The following is a 12,100-nucleotide window of genomic DNA, read 5'->3' as shown; positions in this document are numbered from 1 at the left end:
TCTGTGACTTGATTTGGAAACGATCATTTCCTATTAAAGATCGCATGACAAAACAATCCGTAGAAAGATCAGCTCGATCAGCCGGCAGACCCCGCGAATTTGACATGGATGCAGCGCTTGACGCCGCATTGATCGTGTTCTCTGAGCGTGGCTATCAGGCCACCTCAATCAGTGACCTCACGACAGCAACCGGCCTGACCGCCGGCAGCATTTACAAAGCCTTTGGCGACAAGCGCGGTGTTTTTCTCGGTGCGTTTGATCGCTATTGGTCGGTGCGCAATGCGCTGATCCAGCGGCGGCTTGCCACACTTGCCACTGGCCGGGAGAAAGTGCGCGCCATTTTGGCCCATTATGCCGAAAGCTCTCACGGCGCAGTTGGGCGGCGGGGCTGTCTGGTGGTGGGCGGCGCAAATGATCTCTCGCTGCTGGATGCGGAAGCCGCCGCGCATGTCAACAAAGCCTTTGCCGCCAACCATCTTCGCCTGAAAGAACAGATTGTCGCCGGGCAGCTTGATGGCTCGGTGCGCAAAGACCTTGATGCGGATACAGCCGCCCGCAGCCTGCTATGCCTCTCCATGGGCATGCGGGTGGTGGGCAAAACCGGCCAAACTACGGAATCCGACATGTATGACGTGGCCGATATGGCCATGAAACTTCTGGACTAGAAACTGTCAGGTTCAAATTGAACCAGACAGCCTTATCGTTTCTTTGTTTGAGTTTGCCAGATCAGAAAAACCGGTGACCACTTTTTCCTGACAAACTCAACTTGCGCTCTTCGCTCGTCCGCCTCCCTCATGGCGAGCCAACCTTTGAAAAGTGAAATTCCAATGTCTCTTTCACGAACCCTGCTCACGCATGGCGCGGATAAAGCGCTGTCGCCATTGCTCACCTTTATCTTCGCGCTGGCCTGCGGGCTGGTGGCTGCCAACCTCTATTATGGTCAACCGCTTGCGGGTCTTATCAGCACCGACCTCGGCTTTTCGCCACAGGCAACCGGGCTGATTGTTACCCTCTGTCAGCTGGGCTACTGCCTTGGCCTCATTTTGCTGGTGCCGCTGGGTGATCTGGTCGAAAATCGCAAGCTCATTCTCGTTCTTCTGGCCTTGGCAGCAATTGCCCTGCTGGCGGCGGCACTGTCTTCCACCCCCGGCCTGTTTTTGCTGGCCTGTTTTGCCATTGGGCTGGCCTCAACAGCGGCTCAAGTGCTGGTGCCCTTTGCAGCCAGCATGGCACCGGATGCCTATCGTGGCCGGGTGGTTGGCAATGTCATGAGCGGATTGCTCACCGGCATCATGCTGGCCCGCCCGGTTGCAAGTGTTATTGCCGAAGCCTCATCATGGCATGTTGTTTATATTGTCTCAGCCATTGCCATGATTGCGCTTCTGGTAGCCCTTCGCCTGTCTTTGCCGCAGCGCAAACCCCATGGCCAGATCAGCTATGGTGCGCTTTTGTCCTCCATGCTGCACCTGGCAACAACCAACCGCATCTTGCAGCGTCGCGCGCTGTATCAAGCGGGCATGTTTGGCGCGTTCAGCCTGTTTTGGACCACAACACCACTTTTGCTTTCAAGCCCTCACTTTGGCCTGAGCCAAAACGGCATTGCGCTTTTTGCGCTGGCCGGTGCAGCCGGTGCCATTGCCTCGCCCATTGCCGGGCGCATGGCTGATAAAGGCCTGACCCGTGCCGTGTCGATTGCAGCCATGATCATGGGTATGGCGGCCTTCCTGCTGGGGCGAACCAGCATTGAACTGAGCCCGGCGCTTGGATTGGCTTTGCTGACCCTCTCGGCCATCATTCTGGATTTCGGGGTGCAGGCCAATCTGGTCAGCGGTCAGCGCATCATCTACTCCATGAGCCCTGAGCACAGAAGCCGGCTCAACGGCCTGTATATGGCCACCTTCTTTCTCGGCGGGGCCATTGGCTCGGCGGCAGGCGGATGGGCCTATGCCACAGGAGGATGGGAGCGCACCAGCTGGCTTGGCTTGCTGTTTCCAACCGCTGCCCTTCTGTTGATTTTAAGCGAAAAAACCTCCGGACAACCGAAATAGAGCATGTCCTGTCACGACAGGCGAGGCAGATGCCTCGCCTGTGCGTATGCGTTAATCTTCACATATTTTCAGCATCAAACTTTCGGCGCGCATCCACCACTTTTGGATGATTTTCGAGCGCAAACTCAATCAATTGCTTCAGAGAAAACACCAGCGATTGCCCAAGCTCCGTGAGGCTATATTCCACACTGGGTGGCTTGGTGGGAAAGACCTCCCGATTGACATAGCCATCGCGTTGCAAATCTCGCAGGGTCTGGGTCAGCATGCGTTGGGAAATATCGGAAATCGAGCGACGAAGCTCGCCAAACCGATAGGGCTTTTGCGACAATTCACCCAGCACCAGCGTCGACCATTTGTCGCCCACATGGGAAATCACCGAGCGAACCGGGCATACATCCTCCATTTGTTTCGCAGAAAGCGGCGCTATGTCGGCATTTGCCCCATTTTCGGGCTTAAACTCTTGCAGCATGGTGGTTCCCTTTTGGTAACGAGCAGCACAAAAACTGCCTTCTTTACAAACGCCTTTGAATGCTCATTTTAGCCCTAGTCTCAAATTGAGAGCAACATATTTATCCGACAACGACCTTGATGGAATGGAAAAGAGCATGTCTAAAATCTTAATCAGCGGTGCCTCCGGCAATCTTGGCGGTCTTGTCATCAAGCATCTTCTGGAGAGCCAGGGCGTTGCCGCACACGACATCATTGCTGCAAGCCGAGACACGTCCAAACTGGCCGCATTTGCCGCGAAGGGCATCGAATTGCGCACAGTGAATTTTGCAGATCCCGCAACGCTTGCAAGTGCGTTTCAGGGCGTGGACCGACTTCTGCTGATTTCCAGTGATGCCATTGGCGCGCGCATCGAGCAGCACAAGGCCGCCATTGATGCCGCCAAACAAGCCTCGGTTGGGCGCATTTTCTACACATCCATGCTCGGTGCCGACACATCGAAAATCTTGTTTGCGCCGGAACATGCCGCAACCGAAGCCAATATCAAAGCATCCGGCCTCGCCTACACCATCTTCCGCAATGGCTGGTATATGGAAAACCTGTTCATGGCCGTGCCGCCAGCGGTGGCCAATGGTCAATGGTACACATCGGCAGGAGACGGAAAAACCGCCTATATCGCCCGAGACGATATTGCCCGTGCCATTGCCGCAGGCCTTGCCGATCCGGTGGCCGACAACGTGACCTATAGCCTCAACAGCGATGCCAGCTACACCAATGGTGAGATTGCCGCTCTGGTGTCAGAGGTGATCGCGAAGCCGATTGAGGTGATCAACCTCACCGATGAGCAATTGCTCAATGGCTTGGTGGCCGTGGGCATCGCCGCAGACGTGGCCCCTCTGCTGGTATCGTTTGATACAGGCACACGTGCAGGCGACCTCGACATCGCATCAAACGATGCCGCCACACTGGCCAAGACACCGTTGACCTCGCTCAAGGCGTTCATCACCGCCAACGCGGCTGCATTGGCGGGATAAGTCTGCTTTAGACGGATTCTCCACAGGCATGGCGAAAGCGCCGCACCGTTTCCGCCATGCCAAATTCCAACGCATCTGCGGTCAATCCATGACCAATCGACACTTCAGCCAGATAGGGAATCCGGCTCACAAGGGCTGGCAGATTAGCAACAGTCAGATCATGGCCGCCATTGACCCCAAGGCCAACAGCTTTGGCAGCATCGGCGGTTTTACCCAGCAAGTCGAGTTCCACGTCTCGCCGTTCAGGCGCATCATAGCACCCACCGTAAGGGCCGGTATAAAGCTCGATGCGATCAGCACCGGTGGCTTTTGCAGCAATCACGGCCTCTTCCTTGCCGTCACCATCGGCAAACAGCGAAACACGCATGCCCTTGGCCTTCAGGCGGCCAACAACACGCTTCAAAAGCTCCTGATGGCCGGCAAAATCCCAGCCATGGTCCGAGGTCGCCTGCGATGGGTGATCGGGCACCAATGTCACCTGCTCAGGCTCTGCACCTTCGCATAAAGCCAGGAATTCCTCGGTGGGATAGCCTTCAATATTGAACTCGGCCTTGGGAAATTCATCGTCAATCAACGCGCGAAGCGTTGGCAGATCAGAGAAACGAATGTGACGCTGATCAGGCCGTGGATGCACGGTCAGACCATAGGCACCGGCCTTCAACGCCAAGCGGCCAAAATGGGCCACATCTGGCCAGGGAAGATCACGCCGGTTGCGCAACATGGCGATAGCATTGAGATTGACGGAAAGCTTGGCTGCCATTGATCAAAATCCATTTATAGTGACGGATCGCCACAAAGCATTGCGGACCATCCCTTGTTTGTCTGTAAAACTTTGGCGCATCAAACGCCAATGAGATTATGTGATCAATCCATGGAAATTCGGAATTTATTGTATTTTCCGTTCCCGCCCCTTGTCAGCCTCACCCTCCGCGATGCCAAGGGAGATGACTTTCTTCAAGACCCACGCCGCTTTTGCTTGCAAAGCATGTGATAAAGAAGCACGATGGGAAGGATGTAAAAAAAGGGAACCTGGCAACTTAAGCCCTTTCACTTTGCAAATAAAGTGACCCCAAAGCCAGCCTTCCTTTCAGGAATGATGCGCGTGCTTTCAGCCTATCGGTGATCGCATTTCGCGCCCAAGCAGTGCACAAAGAAGTGTTGCGGCGCTTTATATCTGCAGTATGATTTTTCATCCTGGATTGAGCGTAATGAACAAAATTATGCATTTAAAACAGTTTGTTGTTTGTGGACGTTGAATAACGCGCGACATAGAGAGCGCAATCACCATCACAAAATACAAAATGGGACACAATACGTGTATTTGTATTTTCGAATTAACAATGATAAGTGATTTTCTATAAGAAAATCATGAGTCGGCATGGTGTCAAGCCCACAAAACCGAACGTGACATGAGGGAGGCAGAGACAATCCTATGTGGCTTCACACCGAGCATTCAAATTCCACCACGCATACAGATAGGGTTTCTTACGCCTCCCTGCCATTTTTGCCGCATGTGCCAATGCCGGCGAATTTACCGGCGGAGCCGATTGCCATCTCCGACATGGCCAATCTTTTTGGCGTCACGCATCGAACCTTGCATTTCTATGAAGAGAAAAAACTCCTGTCAGCAAGCCGGGTGGGGTTGATGCGGGTCTATTATCACCGCGACATCCGGTTGATGGCCTTGATCAACACCTGCCGCGAAATCGGCATGCCCATTGTTGCCATTCAGGATCTTCTGGCAGAGCTCAGCGATGTCGCCAACCAAAGCGAGGCCAATGCGCTGCTGCGAACGGCTCTTGAATATCGAAAGCGCGAGCTTTTTGGCGCGCAATCCACTCTTTTTCGGCAAATGCAGCAGATCAACTGCTTGATTGAACAGGATGAGGACGAGCAGATGGATGAAGAGGCGCAGCCTCTGCCGCGTGTCTGCCTGTCGGACCTGGAGCATCAATGCCTGACGCTGATGGCAGAGGGCTATACCCAAATTCGCCTTGCACGCACGCTGCAAATGACACCCGAAGCGGTACAGGCGCTGGAAGCCGGGATCATGCGCAAAATCTCGGCCACCAACCGCTTTCAAGCCGTGGCAAAAGCGGTTTTGCTGGGGTTGATCGCGTCTTAGACGCATCTCCGGATGGAAATGCGCTCGAGTCTGTGAGGTTCAGATTGACCCAGACAGACTCTAAACTTCTTTGTTTGAGTTTGTCTGATCAGTAAAACCGGATTCCACGTTTCGCTGACAAACTCTAACGCACAATCGTCAGCGTTTCTGCCGCGCGCGTCACTGCCGTATAAAGCCAGCGTTCGCGTGTATCGCGAAAGGCCCAGCTTTCATCAAACAGCACCACATTGTTCCATTGCGAACCTTGGGCCTTGTGCACCGTCAAGGCATAGCCGTAATCAAACTCGTCGTAGCGCTTGCGGGTGGTCCACGGAATTTCCGTCTCCACATCTTCAAAGGCGGCTTTCAACAATTTTATCTTGGCGGCACCGCGATCCATATCGTCGTCTTCCGGCTTGATCAGCAGGTTCATGCCCGGCTTCACCGTTTCGCGTGATGAGGTCATTACTTGCCACAGCGAGCCATTCAGCAGACCCTTGACCTGATCATTGCGAAGACACACCAGCTTGTCGCCCGATTGCGGGTAATCGGCCGTAAAGCCCTTCAGCTCGCGCAGGCGCTTATTATAGCGTCGGCGGGTCTTGTTGGTGCCCACCAGAACCTGATCGCAATTGAGCACCAGATCCTGTGTCACTTCGTTTTTTGAAATTACCCGTGCCGTCGCGCCATAATCACCATGGGTGATTTCTTTGCCTTCGCGGATCTGCATGGCCAGCTGGATAATCGGGTTATCGCGCGCCTGACGGTGAATGTCGGTCAGCAGATAATCTGGCTCCTGCTCGGTAAAGAAACCTCCACCCGACACCGGCGGCAACTGTCCGGGATCGCCCAGCACCAGAATGGGAGTGCCAAAGCTCATCAAATCGCGGCCAAGTTGCTCATCCACCATAGAGCATTCGTCGATCACAATCAGCGCGGCTTTTGCCACCGGGCTTTGGCGATTGACTGAAAACATCGGCGTCATCGAGGTCTTGCCGGTTTCTTCGTCCGACACTTCCTCTTCACCACGCGGGCGATAGATCAAAGAATGGATGGTGCGGGCCGTCGTTGCCCCCTTGGAGCGCAACACCTGCGCCGCCTTGCCAGTGAAGGCAGCAAACAGCACATCACCATCCACATGTTCGGCAAAATGCCGCGCAAGCGTGGTCTTGCCGGTTCCAGCATAGCCGAACAGCCGGAAAACCGGGGTTTTTCCCTCTTTCAGCCATTTGGCAACGGCCTTGAGGGCTTCATCCTGTTGAGGTGCAAATTCCATGCAGAGGTCATGCGCGGATTCGCACCTCAATTGCAAGCGTAAACCGGCTTTTGCCGCTCCTACGCTGCATATTCCGGGTCATTTTCCAACAGGATTGGCTGACCATGTGGGGTCGCCATCGCAGCCCTCTGCCAACCCTGATGCAGCGCATCAAGGGTCGGCGCATCCACAACACCCTTGCTGCATAAAACTGCACTCAAAGCTGCAACCCACGCCTCGAAATAATCCGAGCCATCCTCCGCGCGATCGGGCTTGTGAACCTCCGCTGAGAGCGCCTCTGCCCATTCTGGCCAAGTGAAGACGCCGCGTGCGTGCAAATGCACGGTAAGCGCAAAGGCATCGGCCTGCCAAGGCTCGGCAAACACGGGGTCACCTTCCGCCGATTTTGGCAGGCCTTGTGAATGGGCAAGCACGGATGGTGCTTCACACTGGTTCAAGATAGCTCTCCCATGCATCAATGGAAATGCTCAGCGTCGGATCAGCCCCCTCGCCCCAAATTTCCACGCCGTCAAAAACAACGGTATAGACCCATTGCGGGTTTTCGCCCCGGCCATGGGCATTGTCATCGGCAAAGACAAAACCGCCCTGCACCGCATCAATCACACCGATTTTGCCACGCGCATAGCGTGGCAGGCGGGTGTGCGTTGACGGATTGAAATTGCGCGTTCTCACCCGCTGCCCCACGGCGAATCGCGGATCGGTTTCAACCACCCGGTCACATGGCCCACCCTTTGCCAACACCTCTGCGACACGATCAACCGTCAAGATCCGTTTTGGTGCCGCACCCTGATGCTGGTGGTGGCCGGAGAACAATTCGTTGCGGGTGGCAAAGCCATGCCGCTCGAGCAGCATATCGATGCCCCTGATCCAGATTTCGTAATAACTGGCGGCGAGATAATTGGCCGGCTGAATATTTTCGCGCGCATGGCGGCTTTCATCAATGTTCCACGCCCCAAAGGCACCGCAGGACAGCGTGATGCCTAATGCGCGCTTTTCCCACTCGGCATGAAATATCGGCTCGTCTTTTTCAGGGGCTACGGCACCAAAGCCCATTTGCCCACCCAGATCATGCGGCCCATTCATGCAGCCACCTGCGGCAATCGTGCAAGACCCGTCCCGATCATGGAATCGCGCGTGACCAAATCAGCCAATTGCGCCTCATTCAAATCTTGCGTGTTCACTGGACGCATGGGAATCACCAGATAGCGAAGCTCTGCGGTGGAATCCCACACGCGCACCTTTGTTTGCTCTGGCAAGGTCACGCCAAATTCGGCCAGCACGCCGCGTGGGTCCATCACAGCCCGTGAGCGATAGGCGGGCGCCTTATACCACACCGGCGGCAAGCCAAGCACCGACCAAGGATAACAAGAGCATAGTGTGCAAACCACCATATTGTGGATGTCTTCGGTGTTGAACACCGCACGCATATGCTCGCCCTGCCGCCCTGTGAAGCCGAGGCTGGCAATGGCCGCTGTTGCATCTGTTTCCAGCCATTGAGCGAACTCTTGATCAGTCCATGCCTTGGCAACGACTTTGGCACCATTGCGAGGGCCAACCTTGGTTTCATAGGTATCAACAATGGCGTCAATGGCCTTGGGATCAATCAACCCCTTTTCCGTCAACAGCGTCTCCAGCGCCCGCACGCGCGCCTGCATATCGGAGTAATGATTGTCATGATGATGCTCATCATCGTGGTGGTGGTGGTGTCCGCTCACAGGATTCCCTCATTTTTCACTTCAGCATCGGCCATAAACTCAGCACCAGCAAGACGGCCATGGTGAGATTGAACCATTTCAGCCGCACCGGCACCGAGAGCCAATCGCGCAGCACCGAGCCAAAACCCGCCCATGTGGACACACATGGGATATTGACCGCCGCAAAGGCAAGGCCAACAATCATCACCGTCAACCCGTAATTTGCAACACTTGTATACGTCGCCATGGCCGTCACCGCCATCACCCATGCCTTTGGATTGACCCATTGAAATGCAGCAGCAGACAGAAAGCTCATGGGCTTTTCAGTGGTCTTGCCCTCACCCAAGGTGCGAGATGCGGCAATTTTCCAGGCAATATAGAGAAGATAAAGCCCGCCCGCAATTTTAAGCGCCAGATAAGCGGCCGGCACGGCAGCCAACAAAGCGCCAAGGCCAAGACCCACGCCAATCAGCAGCGAGAAAAAGCCCGCACCAATGCCCAGCATGTGCGGAAGTGTGCGCCGGAAACCAAAATTCACCCCCGATGCAAACAGCATCATGTTGTTTGGCCCCGGCGTGATCGACGTGGTGAAAGCAAACAGCACCAGCGCTCCCAATGTTTCGATTGTCAAAATACCCTCCCGCGATTCCAATAGGTCAGCATAACTGACCTATTGGAATCTTCCAGCACTCTGATCCGGTTTGATTGTCATGGTGACACGATAATCCAATCCCGACAAAACTTGCCAAGTGCCAATCCATTGCTATTTTGAATTGAACCAATCTCGGAGGATACGACAATGGACGACACCATGCCAACCGTAACCCTTCCATCGGGCATCACCCTGCCTGCCCTTGGTTTTGGCACATGGAACATGGGCGAAGACAGCACCAAAGCCAAGGACGAGATTGCAGCCATTGGCAAAGCGCTCGACCTCGGCATGGCGGTGATTGATACCGCCGAAATGTATGGCAAGGGCGGCGCTGAGAAGATCACCGGCGCGGCTTTGCAAGGCCGCCGCGATGAAGCCTTTCTGGTGTCCAAGGTTTTACCGTGGAACGCCAGTCTCAAAGGCACCGTTCAGGCCTGCGAGGACAGCCTGAAGCGATTGGGCACCGACCACCTTGATCTTTACCTGCTGCATTGGCCTGGCGAACATCCGCTGGAAGACACGGTTGCCGCATTTGAGCGCTTGAAACAGGATGGCAAAATCCGCGAATGGGGTGTTTCCAATTTCGATATGGATGACATGGAAGAGCTGTTCAGCATTGAGAATGGGCGCAATTGTGCGGCCAATCAGGTGCTCTACAATCTCACCCGTCGCGGCATTGAGTTTGATCTTCTGCCTTGGTGCCAGCAGCACAATATTGCGGTTATGGCTTACTCTCCCATAGAGCAAGGCCGCCTGCACAACAATGCGGACCTCATTCATATGGCGAAAGCCTATCAGGGAACGCCCGCGCAAGTGGCGCTTGCCTTTTTGCTGGAGCGTGAGGGTGTGCTTCCCATTCCAAAATCGGCCAATGTGCATCGTGTGGAGGAAAATAGAGCGGCGGTCGAGTTGGACCTCACGGATGAGGATTTGCAGCGTCTTGATAGTTTGTTTGCGCCACCACAGCGCAAACAACCTCTTGAAATGTTATAGAGCATCGACGGACAGGGAGCCGATTTTCGGATAAATCCGATGCGCAAACAAAAGCTCAGCGCGTCGTCTCTATTGCATTCTTCTGTGCGATGCTCTGGCGTCTGTCAGTTCTGTTTGTGCCAGATGGCGCAACGCATCAACAATCCCGAAGGACGGCGAAAACTGTCTTGAGAAACCATCTTGTAGCCTTTTGCAGCATAATCGTGCTCAACCTTGCCGACCGCCCCGCCCCACGCCCACTTCCAACTCTGGTGATGTGGGTTTGAAGAATATTCGATCTTCACCATCATGTTGCGGCGATCCATGCCCGCCACGACCTCAGAATCCTTACAGCTTATGGATGTCGGAAATGCCTCGGCGCGCAAATGCTCCCTGCTAAAAACCTGCAATTGATTTGCGTTCAACCACCCTGTGGACTTTGCATAAGCGCTGCTCGACAAAGCCAAACAGATAGAAATGACCAACGTCCCCAAACGCGTGTAAGCACCGTTTTTCATGCCAATCCCCTATCATTGCGCCGGTACCTTCATCACTTTACGGGCCTCGAGCACATATAAACTGGAACCCTCCCTGTTTTATCCAGTCATAAAAACCGACAAGAAATAGACTTTATTCAAAATGTCGATTGAGAGGTCGATATCCAGCTTATACCCAAATATAAAAAGGAAAATGGGCGCTTTATAAAATATAAATAAACGAAGCCATTAACACAAAAATGTGAATTATAGATATTTATAATATACAAATTGCAAAACCTTGGAGTATTTATAAAAAATCCCGCACATTTAAAAGTGTGCGGGATTTTCAATGCTGTCTTACATGATAAAAAGGTCGCGAAAGCGAGTTCAAAAAATCTAACAACGTCACTGATGTGTTTAGCCTTTGAGGCAAGCCTTCAGATTGGCCGCATTCCCGGCATCACCATAAGCGTCATAGCAATCTGACACCCATTCCGAAGCATAGTCATCGTTTAAAGCGCTCTGCTCGTTCATTTTTGGCAAACGATTACCCTTTTTCACAGTGACGTTCGCAAAAGGCTCGGTTTTCGTGAAAGAAGATTGGCCTTGATGCTCAACAAATCCCTTTGCCGCAAGACCAGCCGGAACTGTCAAAGATGCGATAAGAATGAATACTGTTGCTGCTTTCATGGCAGGCTCCTGTGTTTCTCTGAGCCATTAACGCGCCACCAGCTGTTTTGTTCAAAATCACGCTTAAAAAAGTTAATAAATCTTTGCGCAAGACAGCAATATCCTGCGCAAAGCTGTGGAAAATTGACAATTACATGCCTTGCGCGCCACGGTTCATGGCGGCAATGCCTGTGCGGCAAACCTCATTGAGGCCAAGCGGCTTCATGATCGAGACAAACTGGTCAATCTTGGAGGATTTGCCGGTCAGCTCGAAAATGAAATGATCCACCGTGGCATCCACCACCTTGGCGTGGAAAGCATCGGCCAGACGCAGGGTTTCAGCCCGCATTTCGCCGGTGCTGACAACTTTCACCAACGCCACTTCGCGCTCAATGGGCCGCTCCTGCCCCAGCTGGCGGGCACGCACCGTGAGGTCCAGCACGCGGTGCACCGGAATGATCCGCTCCAGCTGTGCCTTGATCTGCTCCAGCACCAGCGGCGTGCCGCGGGTGACAATGGTGATGCGCGACAGATGGGACTCATGCTCGGTCTCGGACACGGTCAGGCTTTCGATATTGTAGCCGCGACCAGAGAACAGACCGATGACGCGGGCAAGAACGCCCGGTTCATTGGTGACCAGCACTGAAAGTGTGTGGTTTTCAGCAAGTTCAGTTTCCGGCGAGATGAAATAGGCAGAACCGGTTGGCTGTAGATGTGCGTTCATA

15 protein-coding genes are annotated in these 12,100 nt (G+C 53.9%); 5 read left to right on the top strand and 10 right to left on the bottom strand.

All coding sequences use genetic code 11. The annotated features are described in order from the left end of the window. Nucleotides 1–44: 44 nt before the first annotated feature. Nucleotides 45–665 carry a TetR/AcrR family transcriptional regulator gene (locus BJF95_RS14350; protein WP_075640097.1) on the top strand — a complete coding sequence of 207 codons (621 nt, stop codon included), beginning with the start codon at nucleotides 45–47 and terminating at the stop codon, nucleotides 663–665. A gap of 162 nt (nucleotides 666–827) precedes the next feature. Continuing rightward, on the top strand, nucleotides 828–2,048 hold the full coding sequence (locus BJF95_RS14345) for an MFS transporter (RefSeq protein ID WP_075640096.1): 1,221 nt from the start codon (nucleotides 828–830) through the stop codon (nucleotides 2,046–2,048). A gap of 58 nt (nucleotides 2,049–2,106) precedes the next feature. Here the strand turns inward: BJF95_RS14345 and BJF95_RS14340 are convergent, their stop codons facing one another. Then, nucleotides 2,107–2,517 (bottom strand): winged helix-turn-helix transcriptional regulator, encoded by a 411-nt coding sequence (locus BJF95_RS14340; protein ID WP_075640095.1) that lies wholly within the window; start codon nucleotides 2,515–2,517, stop codon nucleotides 2,107–2,109. 136 nt (nucleotides 2,518–2,653) lie between these two features. Here BJF95_RS14340 and BJF95_RS14335 point away from each other — a divergent pair, with 136 nt between their 5' ends. After that, nucleotides 2,654–3,529, top strand: coding sequence for an SDR family oxidoreductase (locus tag BJF95_RS14335; RefSeq protein ID WP_075640361.1), 876 nt, complete (start codon nucleotides 2,654–2,656; stop codon nucleotides 3,527–3,529). A gap of 7 nt (nucleotides 3,530–3,536) precedes the next feature. Here the strand turns inward: BJF95_RS14335 and BJF95_RS14330 are convergent, their stop codons facing one another. Next, a complete protein-coding gene (locus BJF95_RS14330) occupies nucleotides 3,537–4,289 on the bottom strand; it encodes a pyridoxine 5'-phosphate synthase (protein ID WP_075640094.1) in 753 nt (250 codons plus the stop codon). 759 nt (nucleotides 4,290–5,048) lie between these two features. On the opposite strand from BJF95_RS14330, the gene BJF95_RS14325 reads away from it, so the two are divergent. Beyond that, nucleotides 5,049–5,654 carry a MerR family transcriptional regulator gene (locus BJF95_RS14325; RefSeq protein ID WP_245297327.1) on the top strand — a complete coding sequence of 202 codons (606 nt, stop codon included), beginning with the start codon at nucleotides 5,049–5,051 and terminating at the stop codon, nucleotides 5,652–5,654. 124 nt (nucleotides 5,655–5,778) lie between these two features. Here BJF95_RS14325 and BJF95_RS14320 read toward each other — a convergent pair whose 3' ends face one another. From BJF95_RS14320 to BJF95_RS14300, 5 genes are all read right to left on the bottom strand, one after another. After that, nucleotides 5,779–6,909: an ATP-dependent DNA helicase gene (locus tag BJF95_RS14320; protein ID WP_075640092.1), complete on the bottom strand. Its 1,131-nt coding sequence runs from the start codon at nucleotides 6,907–6,909 to the stop codon at nucleotides 5,779–5,781. Between the two features lie 59 nt (nucleotides 6,910–6,968). Continuing rightward, nucleotides 6,969–7,346 (bottom strand): nitrile hydratase accessory protein, encoded by a 378-nt coding sequence (locus BJF95_RS14315; protein WP_075640091.1) that lies wholly within the window; start codon nucleotides 7,344–7,346, stop codon nucleotides 6,969–6,971. Continuing rightward, nucleotides 7,333–7,992 carry a nitrile hydratase subunit beta gene (nthB, locus tag BJF95_RS14310; protein WP_075640090.1) on the bottom strand — a complete coding sequence of 220 codons (660 nt, stop codon included), beginning with the start codon at nucleotides 7,990–7,992 and terminating at the stop codon, nucleotides 7,333–7,335. The genes BJF95_RS14315 and nthB overlap by 14 nt, the downstream gene beginning before the upstream one ends. Continuing rightward, nucleotides 7,989–8,564, bottom strand: coding sequence for a nitrile hydratase subunit alpha (gene nthA, locus BJF95_RS14305; RefSeq protein ID WP_083638816.1), 576 nt, complete (start codon nucleotides 8,562–8,564; stop codon nucleotides 7,989–7,991). Before nthA ends, nthB begins: the two co-directional genes overlap by 4 nt. Before the next feature lie 76 nt (nucleotides 8,565–8,640). Continuing rightward, nucleotides 8,641–9,234 carry a LysE family translocator gene (locus tag BJF95_RS14300; RefSeq protein WP_075640360.1) on the bottom strand — a complete coding sequence of 198 codons (594 nt, stop codon included), beginning with the start codon at nucleotides 9,232–9,234 and terminating at the stop codon, nucleotides 8,641–8,643. Nucleotides 9,235–9,402: 168 nt separating this feature from the next. On the opposite strand from BJF95_RS14300, the gene BJF95_RS14295 reads away from it, so the two are divergent. Continuing rightward, on the top strand, nucleotides 9,403–10,248 hold the full coding sequence (locus BJF95_RS14295) for an aldo/keto reductase (RefSeq protein WP_075640088.1): 846 nt from the start codon (nucleotides 9,403–9,405) through the stop codon (nucleotides 10,246–10,248). 104 nt (nucleotides 10,249–10,352) lie between these two features. Here BJF95_RS14295 and BJF95_RS14290 read toward each other — a convergent pair whose 3' ends face one another. The 3 genes from BJF95_RS14290 to ilvN form a co-directional block, all read right to left on the bottom strand. Then, nucleotides 10,353–10,745 carry a hypothetical protein gene (locus tag BJF95_RS14290; RefSeq protein ID WP_075640087.1) on the bottom strand — a complete coding sequence of 131 codons (393 nt, stop codon included), beginning with the start codon at nucleotides 10,743–10,745 and terminating at the stop codon, nucleotides 10,353–10,355. A 378-nt stretch (nucleotides 10,746–11,123) separates the two neighbouring features. Next, the gene (locus tag BJF95_RS14285) at nucleotides 11,124–11,396 is read right to left on the bottom strand and encodes a hypothetical protein (RefSeq protein WP_075640086.1); all 273 of its coding nucleotides are present in this window, start codon (nucleotides 11,394–11,396) and stop codon (nucleotides 11,124–11,126) included. Nucleotides 11,397–11,526: 130 nt separating this feature from the next. Further along, a complete protein-coding gene (gene ilvN / locus BJF95_RS14280) occupies nucleotides 11,527–12,099 on the bottom strand; it encodes an acetolactate synthase small subunit (protein WP_075640085.1) in 573 nt (190 codons plus the stop codon). Between the last annotated feature and the right edge of the window lies 1 nt (nucleotide 12,100).

It is taken from the genome of Rhizobium oryziradicis, assembly GCF_001939045.1.
GTDB lineage: Bacteria > Pseudomonadota > Alphaproteobacteria > Rhizobiales > Rhizobiaceae > Allorhizobium > Allorhizobium oryziradicis.
The sequence above is the reverse complement of the archived record's forward strand: the minus strand, read 5'-3'. Positions and strand labels throughout refer to the sequence as shown.

Bases quoted from the DNA above. Each gene is read 5' to 3' on its own strand.
- BJF95_RS14320 (WP_075640092.1), bottom strand. From the start codon at position 6,909: ATGGAATTTGCACCTCAACAGGATGAAGCCCTCAAGGCCGTTGCCAAA.
- BJF95_RS14290 (WP_075640087.1), bottom strand. From the start codon at position 10,745: ATGAAAAACGGTGCTTACACGCGTTTGGGGACGTTGGTCATTTCTATC.
- ilvN (WP_075640085.1), bottom strand. From the start codon at position 12,099: ATGAACGCACATCTACAGCCAACCGGTTCTGCCTATTTCATCTCGCCG.
- BJF95_RS14285 (WP_075640086.1), bottom strand. From the start codon at position 11,396: ATGAAAGCAGCAACAGTATTCATTCTTATCGCATCTTTGACAGTTCCG.
- BJF95_RS14350 (WP_075640097.1), top strand. From the start codon at position 45: ATGACAAAACAATCCGTAGAAAGATCAGCTCGATCAGCCGGCAGACCC.
- BJF95_RS14345 (WP_075640096.1), top strand. From the start codon at position 828: ATGTCTCTTTCACGAACCCTGCTCACGCATGGCGCGGATAAAGCGCTG.
- BJF95_RS14335 (WP_075640361.1), top strand. From the start codon at position 2,654: ATGTCTAAAATCTTAATCAGCGGTGCCTCCGGCAATCTTGGCGGTCTT.
- BJF95_RS14325 (WP_245297327.1), top strand. From the start codon at position 5,049: ATGCCGGCGAATTTACCGGCGGAGCCGATTGCCATCTCCGACATGGCC.
- BJF95_RS14295 (WP_075640088.1), top strand. From the start codon at position 9,403: ATGGACGACACCATGCCAACCGTAACCCTTCCATCGGGCATCACCCTG.
- nthB (WP_075640090.1), bottom strand. From the start codon at position 7,992: ATGAATGGGCCGCATGATCTGGGTGGGCAAATGGGCTTTGGTGCCGTA.
- nthA (WP_083638816.1), bottom strand. From the start codon at position 8,564: ATGCAGGCGCGCGTGCGGGCGCTGGAGACGCTGTTGACGGAAAAGGGG.
- BJF95_RS14330 (WP_075640094.1), bottom strand. From the start codon at position 4,289: ATGGCAGCCAAGCTTTCCGTCAATCTCAATGCTATCGCCATGTTGCGC.
- BJF95_RS14340 (WP_075640095.1), bottom strand. From the start codon at position 2,517: ATGCTGCAAGAGTTTAAGCCCGAAAATGGGGCAAATGCCGACATAGCG.